Consider the following 15,978-nt stretch of genomic DNA (forward strand, 5'->3'; position numbering starts at 1 on the left):
ACACTCACCTCTTCGAGCAAAAACTAATAACGCTCAACAAAATAAACACTCATGGAAGAACAAACAACAAAATCAAGGCAACAACCAAAGAATAAAGACCAGTTGATTCTGTAACCGCCATTGCCAATAACATTCTCGTTGTTAAATTCCCGCTCATCTCCGGCTGTCTAGCCATAGCATCCATTGCGTGTGCTCCAATGTTACCTTCTCCAACACCAGGACCTATAGCTCCTATCCCCATTGCAACTCCTGCCCCTAACAATTTTCCTAAATAATATAAACCCCATCCAATGGAACCACCTTCGGTAGCTAAATTTTGAAGCATAGTAGCTAAATCCATCTTTTTTTCCTCCTTAAACTAGTTTTTTCTGATTTGATAAGTTTTCTTATTCCAGCAAAGACCCAATATACGCAATAGTCAACAAAGAAAAAACAAAGGCTTGAATGAGTCCGACAAACCAACCAAAAAAGCCCCATAAGAACACGGGTAAAACAAAATATTTCAACATATAACTAATAATCAACACCAATATCCCACCACCCATAACGTTACCAAACAACCTCAAAGAGTGAGAAATTGGTTTAGCTATTTCACTAATTATGTTTAGGGGAAACAACAATGGATTTGGTTCAAAAAAAGATTTAAGCCATTTAAGTACACCTTTAGCCCTTGCCGCAAAAAAGTGGCTGACAACTAAAACCATCAAGGCATACGTTAGATTCACATTTAAATCGGAGGTAGGTGTGTACCAGGTATCCGTGAACAACTGAACATTCAACCCATTTTCAACAGGCACAACGTTTACTCCAGGCATTCCACCAAGAACGTTTGAAACACTTATATACAGAAAAAAACTCATAGCTATTACAAAAGTTTGTTTTCTATACTTCGGATTGGGTACGGAATCTTCCACCATTTCCCAAAAATAATCAAAAAAGGTTTCTACAGCAGCCTGTAACCTTCCAGGAATCCTCTCAAAATGTATGCTTCTTGCCACTAAAATCAGCAGAAACATAACAGCAAAAGACATTATCAGGGTCATCGGGTTCAATTGACCAAAGAACCCCCCATCACCAAAATAAACTATCCATCTATCCCCAACACCTTCTAAACTCATGTCAAAAACAAAAAAGTTAATTAATCCCAAAACTATATAAGCCGCAAAAAGAAAGATGGTAAATTTCTTCAATCTATCGTTCGTCAAAAGAACACCTCCTCCAACTACTTACCAAACTTATTTATATGATAAAAATGGAACAATCTTCAGATTAATCAAACCTACAAAAGCCAACAAAAGGGCATATGCTGAATTAATAGCAGCGATTCCCAATATCACACCATACAAAAGATACCTCATAAAAAAACCGGGTAAGATCTTCCTTGGCTTTGAACCAACCGTCATTTTTTTAATCTCTTCGGCAAGTGAATAAAAACCTATAACCGCTCCAATTCCTCCCCACAACACCCAAAGAGCTTCGAAAGAAAAGAACAAAGAAAGAACTAAGGTCTCAACCAGAATTATCGCTATTGTTTTCATCTCTATCTCTTTCAGCTTTTTTTTCAGCTCTTTCATACTTCTCTACCTCTTTCAAAAGCTCCCTTATTCCAGAATATAATCCGGAAATTATTCCTAAAAACATCAGCAAAACCATCCATATCTGCTGGTCTGTAAAACTGTATATTAAATATCCTATCAAAAGACCAACAAATATATTTGACAAAACTATTACAGCAAAATAAATGATCATGTTCAAATGACTAAGTGAACGTAGGTCGTACTTTTTCACAATAAAGCCTCCAAAAAAACAACCATAAATAATTATACTATCTATTCACCAAAATTTCAATTATTTTAAAATATTAGAGGTGGGGAGCGGGGCAAAACCAACTCCTTTTTCCTTATGGGTGGGGAGCGGGGCAAAGGGGCGCTATAACGTCTTTGAGAGTTTATAAAGACAATAAAAAATTATTTGATGGGAGACGACCAACTAGTTCGTCTCCCAATTTTTTAAAATATAAAACCTAGATATTTCCTTAAAAATATTAATTAGAAAATGTAAAACCCTTTCTCAACAACAATGGTTCACCATTCTTCTGTTCAATGGTTACTATCACTTCCCACTCCCCTTCATCCAAAACTTCGTTAATTTCTACCCCTATTGAAGGATAAGTAAACGCTTGTGTGACCATCTCCCCTTTAGCTGGCACCTTTAAAAACAAATCTATAAAGATTTGAAAGTTATCTTTGTTTATACTGATATTATTCAAAGAAAGTTCGTATCCTCCCGTTTTTCTTTCACCTGCACTAATACAAACAACGAAAGGAATGCCCCTTACATTGCTAACTACAACATCATCTTTTTTGATTATCACATCAGGTGTTTGACTCTTGTAATAACAATCTACAACCTTATAATTCTCCATATCTTCTCCTTTGTCAAAGGTGTAAGCGTCTAAAGGCTTTTTATCTATTCCTACTCCTTGAGCAGGTTCTTGAATAACTTCTTGTTTAACCCCTGTTTCATTTTGTAATGATGGAGATAATAAGAAAAAAGCGGATCCAATCGCCAAAGCTGTCAAGGAAATTACTAAAATTATCTGAGTTTTAGTCATTTTTAAAAATCTCCTCAATTGAAAATCAGATGTTTCTTTTAACAACATAAACTTAGAAGATAGTCCAAGGTATTCTATCTCCTCCATATTCATCAATAAATCCCATACCTTCTTGGTTAATTGATATTTCAACTGGAATAGATTCATTGTTTATTTGTATTTCTCCTCTTATACCGAATTCTCCTTCAGGAATCGTTCCAACGTACTCATAAGATAAATAATAATGGCCGCTTTCAATGATATGTTGTAATAGGTCAATACTAATTTCTTCGTTACTAGGAAGTTCAAATGTCTCTATTGTATTTCCGCCACCATCCAGCAAAGATATTGTCAGTGTTCCATTAAAAGGAAGATCAGTTGTTAAAACTGCTTTGAATTGAGTTGTTTCAAATTCTTGTGTATAGATTGTTTCATGACCAACTTCGACATTACCTGAATAACTCAGCTCTTCTTCCATTCTATAATTTGGTGCATAGTAATACAGATACTCAGGTCCTCCAATAATTATTTCATAATCTCCTGGTTCAATTCCGGCAAATAATTCAGTTCCATCGTTAGAAGTTTTCCCGTAATATCTTTTGCTCGTTTCTTTACTTTCTAAAGTTATAAAAACACCGGGCAAAGGGTTACTACTTCTTTTAGATATCGCCTTAACAACCAAATTCCCTGCTTCGTAATCAGTTGGATTAAGATTCAGACTTGCAGAGCTGATTCTTCCATAGCCGGCAGAGGTATCGTAACCATCCTCATCAATATCCAATGCTCCATCTTCGATCATCTTTCTTATCTGGTACACATTTGCTTCAGGATATTTTTCTTTAATTAAAGCAGCTAAGGCAGAAACATAAGGAGCTGGCATTGAAGTACCAGACCAGCGAATATAAGGATTACCATCAATCCCTTCATATTCACCCAATTCCACAGGGATTGTTGAAATAATATCCACTCCGGGGGCTGAAACAGAGACATAATCACCCCTGGATGAAAAATAAGCAATGTTATCCTTGTCATCGCTAGCAGCCACAGCTATTACACCTGGAAAGCCTGAAGGATAGAACCAATGTTGGTCTGTGGTGAAATTACCAGAAGAGGCAACAACAACTACGTCATTTGTAAGAGCATAATCAAAGGCATCCTTTAGGATGTTTGAATATCCTCCTCCCCAACTGTTCGACAAAACATCTGCTCCATTTTCTACAGCCCAAACTATTCCGGCAGCAACTGCATAATCACCAACGTAATTAGGGTTAAAGATTCTTATAGGCATTATCTTTGCATCTGGAGCTAATCCTACTACGCCCTGACCATCATCTTTTGCAGCTATTATACCCGCTGTGTGGGTGCCATGGCCGTCTGTGTCAGAATCCTCATTCGGATCAATCTTTTTATTCCAGTAAGGATCATAACCTAAAAACAATTGATCCACTAAATCAGGATGTGTTCCATCTGTCCCTGTGTCTAATAACCCTACAACTACACCAGCACCAGTAGCTGTTGCCCATGCGGTTTCAGCATTGATCTTATCCAAGGCGTACTGAAATTCTCTGTAATCTGGATAACCTTCCTCTACTTGATTCAACGCGCTACTTCCTGTTTTTTCTATGACAACATTTGGGTCATTTTTAATAACCTGTATTTCCCTATCCGTATAGTTTGGCTCAATATATCTTATACCTTCTATTTTTTCCTTACTTTCTAAATCCTTTAATACATTTTCAACATTTTGGCCTTCTAAGCTTAGAAGCGCAACCCTGATTTCAGGGATCAAACTTTTTACTTCCATCCCTTGATCAAGTTTATCTGTAAAATTTTCTAAATCCGATAAATTTTCATAACCAACAACGAGCACATCTTCGTCGTATTCACGTTCAGCTAGCTTTATCAAATCAGGAATATATGAATTTACAGGTGAAATGTCTGAATGATCCATAAAGGCATTGCTTTCATCCTCTAAATAGCTCAAATTGACACAGCTGTTGAAGATAAAGATTGAGATTATTAGTAAAAAAAGAACACAAAATTACGCATTTTCATAACGTTTTCCTTCCTTTTTTCAGTTTCCTACAGTAGTGAATTCATTTTGCTTATCTGGCATAATATCACCTTTAGGATTAACATTATACCCATTATCGACAGCTACTGAAACTGATACGCTATCCATGTCATACGCAACAGCATAGGCGTATTCTACTCCCCAATCGTATGTTTTGGCGGGTTCTAACTTATCGTCTTCATAATAATATATTCCATCTTGCAAGTATAAGAACCAACTCAAGTCATCATATTCAGAACTTCCTTTGCTTCCAAGGAATGTGACAGAAACTTCTTCAGCTCCCAAAGTCATAAAATCATACAAGTAAAGTGTCGATTCTTCTAAAATACCTGGAAATATGTAATTTTTACTTTGTACTAAATCGTATATCCACATCGTATAGTGGTATTCCACCTTAGATTCAGGCGAAATTAGTTCTTTTGTCGGTTCCCAAATAAAAGTTGGCTGCCTTGAAACGTCTGTTGCTTTGTCAGTTGGAGATATTAACTCAACATTAAAGGTCTCAAGTGGAACAACAGAACCTAATTCAACGAGTGTACTTTCTCCGTTTTCTGTATAAGAACTTACTGCGTACCAAGTTCTTCTACCGGCTTCCAATTCATCTGATTCATCCAAATAAGGACTATTTGTTACTGTAGCAATCTGTGTATAATTGCCATCCCCAAAATGTCTATAAATTCTATAAACATCTGGTTTTATAAACTTATCATAATAGATAAGTCCTTTTTGCAGAGCATCATAGTAATCATACCAATTTACTTTAATCCACAAATTTGAGTTTTCTGAGACCGAGTCTAATCCACCTACTAAATCTTTTAATTCAAGATATTTAACCAAAATGTTGTTGTTCATAAAATTATCCTTCAACCTTTGGGTAAATGTTTCTGATTGAGTCGTAGTAATTTCTTCTTTTAGAGTGTAAGAAATAATTGAACTCACCCCTAAACGCGAGGGATTTATTGGTTTAAAAAGTACACGCTCACTTGCTTTAGGTAAACACCCAGTCAGCAAAAACAACAAAATAAATATTAATTCTACATAATAAAATTTTTTCATAATAATGCTTCTCCCCAATTTCGACATTATCTATATTATCTTTTAAAACTAACCTCAAACTCTTAATATTTCTTTTCTTCAAACTTACCAAAATCCAAGTCAGATAATTTTAGAGAAAACTACGCTTTTTTCTTTAATAATATCATTATATCACCTACAATCCAACACGAAAGTTTTACATTTTTATTATTTTTTTATTGTAATTTTTAATGAAGTTAGAATTACTTATTTTACTTGTTCGTATCCTTTTTCCCTTTAAAAATCTTCTAACAAGCGATATTTTATAGTATAATATCAATGAAAACAACCAAAGGAGTTGTGAATATGTCTAAAAAGCTTTTGAAGAATGCGTATGTTTTGATAAGTGCTGATGATGATGTAGAAAAATTTGATATATTAATAGACGAAGATGAGATCGAAGACTTACTTGCCCCAGGTGATTCAACAGAGGTGAATTTGGGAGATGTAGACGAGTACGATCTAACTGGAAAATTGATCGTCCCTGGATTTATTAACACCCATACCCATTCAGTTATGTCTTATTTTAGAGGTATTGCTGATGATCTATCACTTAACGATTGGTTGTTCAAAGAAATGCTACCAAGAGAGGACTTTTTAGAAAGTGAAATGGCTTACTATGGTGCTTTAGTTTCTATTTTAGAGATGATTTCTAACGGAATAACTACTTTTGTTGACATGTATATGTTTACGGATGAGATAGCCAAGGCTGCATACGATTTAGGGATTCGTGCATATATATCAAGAGGGCTTTCTTATGATACTGATGAGGGCTGGAATAGGAGAATAAAAGAAAACATCAAAACGTATGAAAAATACAATGGATTAGATAACCGAATTTACATAGGTTTTGGGCCTCATGCCCCTTACACCGTTCCCATGGATAAATTAAAAGAAGTAGCCAAAATTACAAAAAAGTATGATACTCATATTCAGATTCATCTTTTGGAATCAGCAAATGAAAGGAAGCAGTACAATCTTTTAGAGGTTGAAAATACCGGTTTGTTCGATCTTCCTACGATAGCTGCTCACTGTGTGCATGCTGATGAAAAAGATATCGAAATTCTTTCAAGGAAAGAAGTGAATGTAGCTTATAACCCGATTAGTAATATGAAGCTGGGCAATGGGATAGCCCCCATAGTGGATATGCTTGATAAGAGTATAAATGTGACTTTTGGTACAGATGGTTCCGCAAGCAACAACTCTTTGAACTTTTTCAACGAAATGAAGTTTGGAGGTATATTGCAGAAATACAAGTATGGGCCTGATAGATTTTCGGTCGAGCAGATTTTGAGGATGATCTGGGAAAACGGAGGTTTTGCCTTAGAAACAAACATCGGAAGGTTGGAGCCTGAGTTCAAGGCGGATTTGGTTGTTTTAGATATGGATTCTTTTGAATTTTTCCCTAATGACTTATCAAGGTTAAAGTCTCATATAGTTTATTCTGTAAATCCTAAGAACGTTTTTGCAACGATGGTAGCAGGGAAGTTTTTGTACTACGATGGAGAATTTTTAACTTTAAAAGAAGAAAAGGAGCAAATATATGAGAAATTCCATAGCTTTTACAAAAGGATCGAAGATAAGTATAATAATAGCGATTATTCTGATAGCCATGACAACGATAGGGATATCTAAACCTATCGATGATTACATAGAGTTTTCTCCTAAAGGCTATGAAGATATAAGTAGGATAGTAACCAGAAATGGGACGATAATAAACTCCACGGTCTCAGACAATGGCGAACATTTGGAGTTGAACTTTAAAAAGGATGGTGGTTTGTACGAAGTTCACGTCGTTCATTTCAAGAATCCGTTCGCTTTGTTGAATTTTTGGTATAGTTTTGTGTGTGATTATTCTGATGGTTTAACCGCTAGTTTTTCTGCTATTCCTCTTATATACGGTGAGTACAATGGTGAGCATATGGATATGTATCTTAGTGCTTGGTATAGAGGAGTGAACAACTTATTTTTTGCTGTTTACGGGCCAAAAAGAAGCGTGATAAATGACTTGAAACTTCAGTTGAATAGATGGTGATTTTGTTGGATTTGTATAATAGGTTGAGTGAGTATTTTAAGAATAGATACGGCGAAAGAGTGCAAAGGTTACCAATCAACGCTGGATTCACTTGCCCAAATAAAACTGGCGTAAAAGGTAAGGGTGGTTGCATTTATTGCGATTTAACGGGAAGTGGTTTTGCCTCTTTTAAGCCTAAGGTAAGTATCGAAGAACAGGTTAAGGAAATGATTAATAGATACGAGACAAAAGCTAATAAATTCCTTGCCTATTTTCAGGCAAACACCAATACATACGCCCCTGTTGATGAATTGAAAGAAAAATATGAAAGTGCTTTGATAGACGATAGAATAGTAGGTTTGGATGTATCTACTAGGCCGGATTGTGTTCCAGATGATGTGATAGAGCTTTTAAATACTTTCAAAGATAGAGTTGATGTTTTCGTTGAACTGGGTGTTGAGAGCACTAATGCCAACACGTTAAAGTATATGAACAGAGGGCATTCTTTAGCAGAAGTTATAGATTCAGTTAACAGGTTAAAAAAAGCTGGATTAGAGGTTATTCTACATTATATAATAGATTTTCCTTGTGATACATTAGATGATGTGAAAGAGATGGCTAAGGTTAGTTCGGCGATGAATGTTGACGGTGTAAAATTGCATTCTTTGTATATCGTTGAAAATACAAAACTTGCTGATTTGTATAAAAGTGGGGAGTTTCCACCTTTGACGTTGGATGACTTTGTTGATAGGGCAATTACTTTCTTGGAATATTTAGATCCAAAGATCGTGATTCATAGACTCGTTGCTGATCCTCCAAAAACTGGAACGTTACATGGCAATTGGGGGATTTCTAAAATAAAGATTTTAAACTTAATTGAAAATACGATGAGAGAGAGGGGTTCCTATCAAGGAAAATATTTTAAGTATTTGAATAATTGAAGTAGGACGGTTGATCGCGAGTAGGCATACTTGGCCTATTTTGAGGAAAGTCCGGACTCTAAGGGCAAGATACTGGTTAACAACCAGAGGGAGTGATCCCTGAATAGGGCCATAGAAAAGAAAACCGCCGAAAGGCAAGGGTGGAACGGTGAGGTAAGAGCTCACCAGTGTCAGAGCGATCTGACAGCTTGGTAGCCTCTATCTTGAGCAAGGTCAAGCAAGAAGGCCATAGGTTGCCCGCCGAGAGACTTGAGTGTCCGCCTTCTGGGTAGACCGCTTAGATAAATGGTCAACTTGACAGAATCCGGCTTATAGTCCTACTGATATATTTAACAATGACGCCCAGAACGGGCGTCATTTTTTAAGTTATTCTTCTTTTGGGAGTAATTGGAGTATAGATAATTCTGAAGCGTCACCTTTTCTATAACCGATTTTTAATATTCTTGTGTAACCACCGTTTCTATTTTCGTATCGGGGTGCAATTTCATGTACTATTTTGTATACTAGTTTTCTGTCGTTGAAGTGTTTGTTTATATCCCTGTTTAAAGCTACTCTTCTTTCTGGGAGATCCGTTGAATTAGCTTCCTTGGCTTTGGTGATTATTCTTTCTACAAGCGGTCTTACAGCTTTTGCTTTGGCAGTAGTAGTAATTATACTTTCAGATTCAAAGACGCTTCTAGCTAAATTTTTCAACAGGGCGTTTCTATGGGAAGCATATCTATTTAATTTTTTAGTTTTAACTCTATGCCTCATCTAAAGTGTTCCCCCTTTCTTCTTGGTGTAATTTTTCATAATCTATATCAAATTTCTCTTTTAGCTCATTTTTTATCTCATCTAAAGATTTTTTCCCAAAGTTTTTGATTTTGAGAAGGTCGGCGGATTTTCTTTTTAATAGTTCTCCAATGGTGTCTATTTTTTCTCTTTTTAAACAGTTTTTAGCCCTTTTTGTTAAATCCAAAGAATCAATCTGAGTTTCCATTAAATCCTTTGGCAATCCAAAAATATTTTCTTCCTCTTCTTCTTGCACTTCTTCCTCTTTTTCAACTGAAACTTCCATTTGTTCTATAGTTCCAGCTTCTCCTTCTTTTTCCCAAAGTTTGGAAATGAAGTCAAAATGTTCCATCAAAATTTTTGTTGCCTCTTTCAATGCTTCGGTGGGGGTTGTATTTTTTTTCGTCCAAATTTCGAGAATTAGCTTATCGTAGTCGGTTCTTCTTCCTACACGAATGTTTTCTGTTAAATAGTTAACTTTAAGAACGGGACTGAACACTCCATCTATGAATATGTATTCAATGTCACTTTGAAATGTCAATTCTTGGGCGGGAATGAAACCTTTCCCTGCTTGAGCATACAATTCAAAGTCAACTTCCATATCTTTGTTGACATGAGCTATGACAAAATCTGGGTTGGCTATTTCTACTTCCGACGGAGTTTTTATGTCTCCACTTTTTATGACTTGGCCAGCTTTGTATTTCTTCCTTAAGCTTAATAGAATTGGGTAATCTATCCCATTGAGACTTTCAATGTCGTCTACTTTTAATTGAACCTTTTTTAAATTTAAAGTTATTTCAATGATGTCTTCTTTTATACCCTCAATCGTATCGTACTCGTGTAATTTCCCTGGAATACGTAGGCCGGTTATCGCTAAAGATGGAATGGAAGATAACAACACCCTTCTTAAAGCATTGCCTAAAGTTATAGCATATCCTTTTTCCAGCGGAAATAGTTCATATTTTGAGTAGTTATATTCGTCTTGCTCTTCCTTTTGGACTATCCTAAATTTTTCCGGTTTTATTAATATCTCCATACTATCTCTGATCCTTATTAGGGAATCAGAGCACACCTCCTTTCCTGCCCTTTTGAGCGAGGTGATATTTTGTGTTTCAAATAAATAACACTTTTTATTTAGAGTAAAGCTCTATGATGTTTGTCAAAGGTACAGGAACATCTATTTCATCAATCTTTGGTAACCTTTCGAAAGTTCCTCTAAAATTTTCAATTTCCACGTTTACCCAATTGGGAATATTTCTATATCCTTCTTGGACTAATTCTAATCCTTCTCGTACTTGTTGTATGTTACGACTTTTTTCTTTGACTTCTATTACATCTCCTACTTTGACTCTGTAAGAAGGAATATTCACTTTCTTGCCATTAACTAATATATGTCCGTGAGTTACTATTTGTCTCGCCGTTCTTCTGTTTGGTGCGAAACCCATTTGATAAACTACAGAATCTAGCCTTCTTTCTAAGAGTTGCATCAAAACTTCTCCAGTTTCTCCACTTCTAGATCTTTCAGCTTCTTCAAATGTGTTCCTGAATTGTCTTTCCATTAAACCATACATTCTTTTTAAAGCTTGTTTAGATCTTAATTGTATACCGTATTGGGTCAACTTTTGTTTTTGCCTTCCGTGTTGCCCAGGAACGTAATTTCTTTTTCTAAGGGCCGATTTTTCTGTGTAGCTTCTTTTTCCTTTTAAATAAAGGTTTATTCCTTCGCGTCGAGATAATTTTTCTAATGGTCCTATGTATCTCGCCATTAATTCTTTCCCTCCTTAATTAGAATCTTTTCTTTTTTGGCCTACAACCGTTGTGAGGTATAGGGGTAACGTCTTTTATGCTTTCTACATTTAAACCTGCAGCTTGTAAAGCCCTAATTGCGGATTCTCTGCCTGAACCGGGTCCTTTAACATATACATCCACTCTTTTTACTCCCAGATTTAGAGCTTCTTTTGCCACTTTATCTGAGGCCATTTGAGCTGAGAATGGAGTCCCTTTTTTAGCTCCTTTAAATCCAACATTTCCTCCACTAGACCATATTATTGGCCTACCCTCAGTATCTGTTAATGTAACTATTGTGTTGTTGAAGGTTGAATGAATGTGTACCGCTGCTTTTTCAGGAGCAGCTTTCTTTTTTTTGGTTCTTTGCTTTGCTCCACCTTTTGCCATTTATTTAAAAACCTCCTTAAAAATTTGATTTGATGTGTTAGTGCCACTTCGCCCCGTTGCCCACCCATGTGGAAGAGGGACCTGCGGTCCCTTAAACCCCTTAACTTACTCATAAGGATGAGAGAATTTTTATCCATTTGCATAGCTCCCCAACCATTCGTTAATGTTATCTTTTTTTGATCTTGGTTAATCTTGGTCCCTTTCTAGTTCTGGCGTTGGAGTGGGTTTTCTGACCTCTTACGGGTAACCCCGCTTTATGCCTTTTCCCCCTGTAGCTACCGATGTCTATCAATCGCCTTATATTTTTGTTAATCTCTTGTCTTAGTTCTCCTTCAACTTTATAATTTTCATTTATGTGGTGAGTTAGCTTTGAAATTTCATCGTCGGTTAGTTCTTTTGCTCTTTTATTCGGGTCTATTTCTAAGGTATTTAATATATCAAAGGCTGTTTTTCTACCTATTCCATATATATATGTTAATCCTACAAATAAAGCTTTATTATCTGGTACTTCAACACCTAAAATACGAGCCATCCATTTAGCCTCCTTGTAAAGAAATTTTTATTATCCTTGTCTTTGTTTGTGCTTTGGATTTTTTGAACATACAACCCAAACTTTTCCGCCTCTTTTGACTATTTTACAGTGCTCACATCGCTTTTTTACAGAAGCCCTGACCTTCATGATTTATTTCCTCCTTCATAATTCTCAACATCTATATTAATCTGTTTTTTCAATCTTTGTTTACTTTTTCCCTTTTCACAATTCTTCCTTTGTTTAAATCATAAACGGAAACTTCCACAGTAACCCGGTCTCCTGGAAGTATTTTGATGAAATTCTTTCTCATTCGCCCAGAAATGTGGGCCAATATTTCATGCCCATTATCTAATTTAACTTTAAAATTTGCATTAGGTAAAGATTCAAGAATATATCCTTGCATAACAACGACATCTTTTTTAGCCAATACAATCCCTCCTTTTTCAGGGATTTTTACTGTCATTAGAATCTGTAAAGTACGATTTAGCGCCCGACCCCCGCTCCCCACCCATGAGGAAAAAGGTCTACACCCTGTTACCCTGCAACTTACTCATAAAGATAAAAGATTTTTCCCCTTCAGCACTGGAGTCCCCTCATAAGGAAAAAGAAATGGAGGAGGGGTCCCCCATGACCCCTAAATAAACCCCTGAATTATAGTTGCGTTAGTATTTCTGGGCCATTTTCTGTCACGGCAATTGTATGCTCAAAATGGGCGGCTTTTGATCTATCTCTGGTTACAGCTGTCCAACCATCTTCTAAAATATCTACTTCGTAACTTCCCATAGATACCATTGGTTCTATTGCGAGGGTCATCTTTTTCCTGATTTTCGGACCTCTGCCTTGCTTTCCATAATTTGGAATTTGAGGATCTTCATGCAATTTTCTCCCTACCCCGTGACCTACGTATTCCCTTATTACGGAAAAACCTTTATTTTCAATATAAGTTTGAATTTCGTGACCAATGTCACCTATTGAATTACCGGCAACAGCTTTTTTTATACCCATGTACAAAGATTCTTTGGTCGCTTCAACCAGTTCTTTTTCTTTTTCAGGCACTTGCCCTATTATGTAGGTTCTGGCAGAATCTGCTATGTACCCTTTGTAAGTTAAACCACAATCTATAGATACAACATCACCATTTTTTAAAACTTTACTTTTTAATGGAAACCCGTGAACAACCTCTTCATTCAAAGAAAAGTTGATCGCATATTTGTAACCATTATAACCTTTGAAGGTGGGTATAGCATCTTCCTTTTCCATGTATTCCAAAACATATTTTTCAATGCTTTCTCCATTAACGCCTTCTTTCACTATCTCTGGAAGTAAAGCATCAAAAAGTAGGGCAAGCTTTTTTCCAGCCCGTCTCATCATATCTATTTCTTCATCAGTCTTAATTATTATCATTATTTGTTAAAACTCCTTAGTATATTAAACAATTCTTTTGTAACGTCTTCAACATTTTGGGCGCCGTCTATTGTAATGATTTTGTTATTTTTTCTATAATATTCTATTACAGACTCGGTGGTATTCTTATATACTTTGTACCTTTCTCTGACTACTTCTTCTTTATCGTCGTCTCTTTGAATTAATTTTGTGCCACATACATCACATTTTTCGTCTTCTTTTGGTTTAAGTGTGATTAAATTATATACTTTGCCACAGTTTGGGCAGACCCTTCTATTACTTATCCTTTTGACTATTTCTTCTTCGGCAACATCTATCAGTACCACCGCATCTATTTCTTTTTTTAAGTCTTTTGTTGCACGGTCCAAAAATTTTGCTTGGTCTAAAGTTCTAGGATAACCGTCCAGAATAAAAGAATCTAACTCTTGCATTTTTTCTTTTACCAGATTATTCATTATCTCATCTGAAACTAATTCTCCACGATCCATAATTGCTTTAGCCTTTTTACCTAATTCTGTACCTTTGCTAACAGCATCTCTTAAAATATCTCCAGTGGATATGTGTGCAATATCAAACTCCTTGGCTACCAATTTCGCTTGAGTTCCTTTACCTGCACCCGGCGGTCCGAAAAATAAAAGTCTCATTGAAAATTCATCTCCTTCCACGTAGCCTTCCTTTTTTCATGAAGCCTTCATACTGTCTAACTATCATGTGTTGTTCAATTTGCTGAACTATGTCTAAAGCAACTCCAACCGCTATTAGTGTGCTGGTACCACCTATCCAGATTTGCCGCATCCCTGAGGCACCTCTGATAAAGTAGGGTACTAAAGCGATTACTACTAAAAAGAGCGCTCCTATGAAGGTTACCCTTGTCATTACCGAAGTGATGTAATTAACAGTCGGTTTCCCTGGTCTTAAACCTGGTATGAACCCACCATAATTTCGTATATTATCCGCCACGTCGTTTGGATCCATAACAACAGAACTGTAAAAGTATGTAAAAAAGAAAACTAACAAACCATACAGTACAAGGTAAAGTGGAGCACCTATGGCAAATATTCTATCGTCTACAGTAGTTGCTGTTACCCCAGCAATCATACTGGGTAGAGTCATAATAGCGGAGGCAAAGATTATTGGAATTACCCCTCCACCATTTACCTTAATAGGTAAGTATGTCGAGGAACCTCCATAAATTTTTGTACCGACTACTCTTTTTGCATATTGGATATTAATTCTTCTTTCAGAGGTTTGAACCGCTACTACTGCTATTACTATAAATATGGCAACCGCCGCTAACAGTATCCATTCTAAAGGGGTTAAACCTATGAGAGCTTCAGCTGCGTATGTAGGGTACCTCGATACTATACCAGCGAATATTAAAACGGATACTCCGTTTCCTATTCCTTTTTCGGTGATTAATTCACCTATCCATAGTAAAAACATCGTTCCTGCTGCTATAGAAACGGTTGCTAAAGTTACAAAGAGAACTGGCGATAGGTTGGGAGATCTGTAATTGTTGGCAGCTATGGACATTAGTAATCCTTGTCCGAATGCTAATACTAACGTTAACATCCGGGTGTAGTGAGCAAATTTTTTTCTCCCACTTTCACCTTCTCTCAACATCTCCTTTAAACTAGGTATTACGGAAGAGAGAAGTTGAAAAATGATCGAAGCTGTAATATATGGGGTCACTGAGAGAACAAATATAGATAAATTGCTTAATGCCCCCCCAGCAAAGACGTCAAAAAAACCGATGAATCCTCCAGCCACTCCTTGGGATGCTCCACTTAAAGCGGATTGCCACGCCTCAACATTTATTCCAGGAATGGGGATGTAAATTCCTATCCTAAACCCTATCAACGCGAAAAAGGTGAATATAACTCTATCCCTTAATTCAGGAATTCTAAAAACGTTTCTAAAGGCTTTGAACATGTTATTCAATCACCTCTATTTTCCCGCCAACAGCTTCAATTTTCTCTCTAGCAGTTTGAGAGAAAAGGTTAGCTTTGACAACAAGAGGTTTTGATATTTCTCCTTTTCCTAATATTTTTACTCCATCGTTCAATTTTTTTATTACTTTCTTTTTTAAAAGTATATCTGGAGTGACTTCTTCATTTTCTGAGAAATACTTTTCTAATGTTTCTACGTTTACAACAGAATATACTTTTTTAAATGGTGCATTAGAGAATCCAAATTTTGGAGTTCTTCTAATAATGTTTGTTTGTCCACCTTCAAAGATTTTGCTTATTTTACCTCTTCCTCTTGCCTTTTGACCTTTGTGCCCTTTTCCAGATGTTTTTCCTAATCCTGAGCCGATTCCTCTTCCTAACCTTTTTTTAGGTTTTCTTGATCCTGGTGTAGGTTTTAGATCTTCTATTTTAAGTGGCATGTATATAGCCT

At 36.2% G+C, this 15,978-nt stretch carries 21 protein-coding genes and 1 other RNA gene; 4 read left to right on the top strand and 18 right to left on the bottom strand.

All coding sequences use genetic code 11. The features are described from left to right. Positions 1-49: 49 nt before the first annotated feature. From AD60_RS03985 to AD60_RS04015, 7 genes are all read right to left on the bottom strand, one after another. Positions 50-340 carry a F0F1 ATP synthase subunit C gene (locus AD60_RS03985; protein ID WP_199177840.1) on the bottom strand — a complete coding sequence of 97 codons (291 nt, stop codon included), beginning with the start codon at positions 338-340 and terminating at the stop codon, positions 50-52. A gap of 46 nt (positions 341-386) precedes the next feature. Further along, a complete protein-coding gene (atpB, locus tag AD60_RS03990; protein ID WP_103876118.1) occupies positions 387-1,205 on the bottom strand; it encodes a F0F1 ATP synthase subunit A in 819 nt (272 codons plus the stop codon). Between the two features lie 30 nt (positions 1,206-1,235). After that, a complete protein-coding gene (locus tag AD60_RS03995; protein ID WP_134080022.1) occupies positions 1,236-1,574 on the bottom strand; it encodes a hypothetical protein in 339 nt (112 codons plus the stop codon). Then, complete coding sequence (locus AD60_RS04000; RefSeq protein ID WP_103876120.1) at positions 1,510-1,788, bottom strand: AtpZ/AtpI family protein; 279 nt, start codon at positions 1,786-1,788, stop codon at positions 1,510-1,512. The genes AD60_RS03995 and AD60_RS04000 overlap by 65 nt, the downstream gene beginning before the upstream one ends. A gap of 256 nt (positions 1,789-2,044) precedes the next feature. Next, entirely contained in the window at positions 2,045-2,614 is a 570-nt protein-coding gene (locus AD60_RS04005) for a protease complex subunit PrcB family protein (protein ID WP_158248373.1), read from the bottom strand. 52 nt (positions 2,615-2,666) lie between these two features. Next, on the bottom strand, positions 2,667-4,577 hold the full coding sequence (locus tag AD60_RS04010; RefSeq protein ID WP_146048831.1) for a S8 family serine peptidase: 1,911 nt from the start codon (positions 4,575-4,577) through the stop codon (positions 2,667-2,669). A gap of 90 nt (positions 4,578-4,667) precedes the next feature. After that, positions 4,668-5,723: a hypothetical protein gene (locus AD60_RS04015; protein ID WP_103876384.1), complete on the bottom strand. Its 1,056-nt coding sequence runs from the start codon at positions 5,721-5,723 to the stop codon at positions 4,668-4,670. 324 nt (positions 5,724-6,047) lie between these two features. Between AD60_RS04015 and AD60_RS04020 the strand changes: the two genes are divergently transcribed. From AD60_RS04020 to rnpB, 4 genes are all read left to right on the top strand, one after another. After that, positions 6,048-7,376 carry an amidohydrolase gene (locus AD60_RS04020; RefSeq protein WP_103876385.1) on the top strand — a complete coding sequence of 443 codons (1,329 nt, stop codon included), beginning with the start codon at positions 6,048-6,050 and terminating at the stop codon, positions 7,374-7,376. After that, on the top strand, positions 7,285-7,776 hold the full coding sequence (locus AD60_RS04025; protein WP_103876386.1) for a hypothetical protein: 492 nt from the start codon (positions 7,285-7,287) through the stop codon (positions 7,774-7,776). Before AD60_RS04020 ends, AD60_RS04025 begins: the two co-directional genes overlap by 92 nt. Beyond that, a complete protein-coding gene (locus tag AD60_RS04030) occupies positions 7,770-8,696 on the top strand; it encodes a TIGR01212 family radical SAM protein (protein ID WP_166667763.1) in 927 nt (308 codons plus the stop codon). Before AD60_RS04025 ends, AD60_RS04030 begins: the two co-directional genes overlap by 7 nt. Further along, an RNA gene (gene rnpB, locus AD60_RS04035) (RNase P RNA component class A) lies at positions 8,695-9,024 on the top strand. Before AD60_RS04030 ends, rnpB begins: the two co-directional genes overlap by 2 nt. A gap of 38 nt (positions 9,025-9,062) precedes the next feature. On the opposite strand, the gene rplQ is transcribed toward rnpB, so the two are convergent. The 11 genes from rplQ to rplO all read right to left on the bottom strand — a co-directional run bounded on the left by rplQ (position 9,063) and on the right by rplO (position 15,967). Then, the gene (gene rplQ / locus AD60_RS04040) at positions 9,063-9,449 is read right to left on the bottom strand and encodes a 50S ribosomal protein L17 (protein WP_103876387.1); all 387 of its coding nucleotides are present in this window, start codon (positions 9,447-9,449) and stop codon (positions 9,063-9,065) included. Continuing rightward, positions 9,439-10,503, bottom strand: a complete 1,065-nt coding sequence (locus AD60_RS04045) for a DNA-directed RNA polymerase subunit alpha (protein WP_103876454.1) — start codon at positions 10,501-10,503, stop codon at positions 9,439-9,441. The genes rplQ and AD60_RS04045 overlap by 11 nt, the downstream gene beginning before the upstream one ends. A 94-nt stretch (positions 10,504-10,597) precedes the next feature. After that, positions 10,598-11,233 (bottom strand): 30S ribosomal protein S4, encoded by a 636-nt coding sequence (gene rpsD / locus AD60_RS04050; RefSeq protein ID WP_103876388.1) that lies wholly within the window; start codon positions 11,231-11,233, stop codon positions 10,598-10,600. A 19-nt stretch (positions 11,234-11,252) separates the two neighbouring features. Next, on the bottom strand, positions 11,253-11,642 hold the full coding sequence (gene rpsK, locus AD60_RS04055; RefSeq protein ID WP_103066418.1) for a 30S ribosomal protein S11: 390 nt from the start codon (positions 11,640-11,642) through the stop codon (positions 11,253-11,255). 166 nt (positions 11,643-11,808) lie between these two features. Further along, positions 11,809-12,174, bottom strand: a complete 366-nt coding sequence (gene rpsM / locus AD60_RS04060) for a 30S ribosomal protein S13 (protein ID WP_103876389.1) — start codon at positions 12,172-12,174, stop codon at positions 11,809-11,811. Between the two features lie 30 nt (positions 12,175-12,204). Next, positions 12,205-12,321 carry a 50S ribosomal protein L36 gene (gene rpmJ / locus AD60_RS04065; protein ID WP_012208593.1) on the bottom strand — a complete coding sequence of 39 codons (117 nt, stop codon included), beginning with the start codon at positions 12,319-12,321 and terminating at the stop codon, positions 12,205-12,207. A gap of 49 nt (positions 12,322-12,370) precedes the next feature. After that, entirely contained in the window at positions 12,371-12,601 is a 231-nt protein-coding gene (gene infA, locus AD60_RS04070; protein ID WP_103066556.1) for a translation initiation factor IF-1, read from the bottom strand. 224 nt (positions 12,602-12,825) lie between these two features. Continuing rightward, a complete protein-coding gene (gene map / locus AD60_RS04075; RefSeq protein ID WP_103876390.1) occupies positions 12,826-13,578 on the bottom strand; it encodes a type I methionyl aminopeptidase in 753 nt (250 codons plus the stop codon). Then, positions 13,578-14,222, bottom strand: coding sequence for an adenylate kinase (locus AD60_RS04080; RefSeq protein WP_103876455.1), 645 nt, complete (start codon positions 14,220-14,222; stop codon positions 13,578-13,580). The genes map and AD60_RS04080 overlap by 1 nt, the downstream gene beginning before the upstream one ends. Positions 14,223-14,229: 7 nt before the next feature. Further along, positions 14,230-15,510: a preprotein translocase subunit SecY gene (gene secY, locus AD60_RS04085; protein ID WP_103876391.1), complete on the bottom strand. Its 1,281-nt coding sequence runs from the start codon at positions 15,508-15,510 to the stop codon at positions 14,230-14,232. Between the two features lies 1 nt (position 15,511). Next, complete coding sequence (gene rplO / locus AD60_RS04090; RefSeq protein ID WP_103876392.1) at positions 15,512-15,967, bottom strand: 50S ribosomal protein L15; 456 nt, start codon at positions 15,965-15,967, stop codon at positions 15,512-15,514. Positions 15,968-15,978: the final 11 nt, after the last annotated feature.

This window comes from Petrotoga sp. SL27 (assembly GCF_002924605.1).
Classification (GTDB): domain Bacteria; phylum Thermotogota; class Thermotogae; order Petrotogales; family Petrotogaceae; genus Petrotoga; species Petrotoga sibirica.

What these genes read in the sequence shown, in the direction of transcription:
- AD60_RS04005 (WP_158248373.1), bottom strand. Translation starts at nt 2,614, where the DNA reads ATGACTAAAACTCAGATAATTTTAGTAATTTCCTTGACAGCTTTGGCG.
- rpsD (WP_103876388.1), bottom strand. Translation starts at nt 11,233, where the DNA reads ATGGCGAGATACATAGGACCATTAGAAAAATTATCTCGACGCGAAGGA.
- rpmJ (WP_012208593.1), bottom strand. Translation starts at nt 12,321, where the DNA reads ATGAAGGTCAGGGCTTCTGTAAAAAAGCGATGTGAGCACTGTAAAATA.
- secY (WP_103876391.1), bottom strand. Translation starts at nt 15,510, where the DNA reads ATGTTCAAAGCCTTTAGAAACGTTTTTAGAATTCCTGAATTAAGGGAT.
- AD60_RS04015 (WP_103876384.1), bottom strand. Translation starts at nt 5,723, where the DNA reads ATGAAAAAATTTTATTATGTAGAATTAATATTTATTTTGTTGTTTTTG.
- AD60_RS04020 (WP_103876385.1), top strand. Translation starts at nt 6,048, where the DNA reads ATGTCTAAAAAGCTTTTGAAGAATGCGTATGTTTTGATAAGTGCTGAT.
- AD60_RS03995 (WP_134080022.1), bottom strand. Translation starts at nt 1,574, where the DNA reads ATGAAAGAGCTGAAAAAAAAGCTGAAAGAGATAGAGATGAAAACAATA.
- AD60_RS04025 (WP_103876386.1), top strand. Translation starts at nt 7,285, where the DNA reads ATGAGAAATTCCATAGCTTTTACAAAAGGATCGAAGATAAGTATAATA.
- AD60_RS04080 (WP_103876455.1), bottom strand. Translation starts at nt 14,222, where the DNA reads ATGAGACTTTTATTTTTCGGACCGCCGGGTGCAGGTAAAGGAACTCAA.
- AD60_RS04030 (WP_166667763.1), top strand. Translation starts at nt 7,770, where the DNA reads ATGGTGATTTTGTTGGATTTGTATAATAGGTTGAGTGAGTATTTTAAG.
- map (WP_103876390.1), bottom strand. Translation starts at nt 13,578, where the DNA reads ATGATAATAATTAAGACTGATGAAGAAATAGATATGATGAGACGGGCT.
- rpsK (WP_103066418.1), bottom strand. Translation starts at nt 11,642, where the DNA reads ATGGCAAAAGGTGGAGCAAAGCAAAGAACCAAAAAAAAGAAAGCTGCT.
- AD60_RS04045 (WP_103876454.1), bottom strand. Translation starts at nt 10,503, where the DNA reads ATGGAGATATTAATAAAACCGGAAAAATTTAGGATAGTCCAAAAGGAA.
- rpsM (WP_103876389.1), bottom strand. Translation starts at nt 12,174, where the DNA reads ATGGCTCGTATTTTAGGTGTTGAAGTACCAGATAATAAAGCTTTATTT.
- AD60_RS03985 (WP_199177840.1), bottom strand. Translation starts at nt 340, where the DNA reads ATGGATTTAGCTACTATGCTTCAAAATTTAGCTACCGAAGGTGGTTCC.
- rplO (WP_103876392.1), bottom strand. Translation starts at nt 15,967, where the DNA reads ATGCCACTTAAAATAGAAGATCTAAAACCTACACCAGGATCAAGAAAA.
- rplQ (WP_103876387.1), bottom strand. Translation starts at nt 9,449, where the DNA reads ATGAGGCATAGAGTTAAAACTAAAAAATTAAATAGATATGCTTCCCAT.